The 345-nt window shown below is 43.5% G+C and carries 1 protein-coding gene; it reads left to right on the top strand.

Annotation, left to right across the window (positions count from 1 at the left end; genetic code table 11):
* The coding region (locus AC1RPR_RS07845) for a hypothetical protein (RefSeq protein ID WP_481763407.1) at window positions 1-330 on the top strand (330 nt) is incomplete at its 5' end.
* Window positions 331-345 lie beyond the last annotated feature (15 nt).

Raw genomic sequence — 345 nt, forward strand, 5'->3', positions numbered from 1 at the left:
CCAGCTATGTCTTCGCAGTCTGCAAATTATGTGACCTCGAATACTCCGGGAGATAAGGATATTTATTCTTCTACCGATACGATTCCTGCGGGATATTCGGTAAAAGCTGTACAAGTAGAAGGATATTTTACAAAGGCATCAACGTCTACTCCATCGGTCTCTATAGGAGTTATCAGTGGATCATCTGAATCAGACGGAGCTTCATTCGCTGTAGCAGGAGCAACACCATCTTATACAGCGAAGATTGTTGAGAAAGACCCTAATGGTAATGTGGCTTGGACAAATTCCGCTGTGCTCGCGTCCAAACCAGTAATAAACCATATTAATTAACGGGAGGCTCAGTCA

It is taken from the genome of Dellaglioa sp. CoH-57-MRSF-22 (assembly GCF_056781895.1).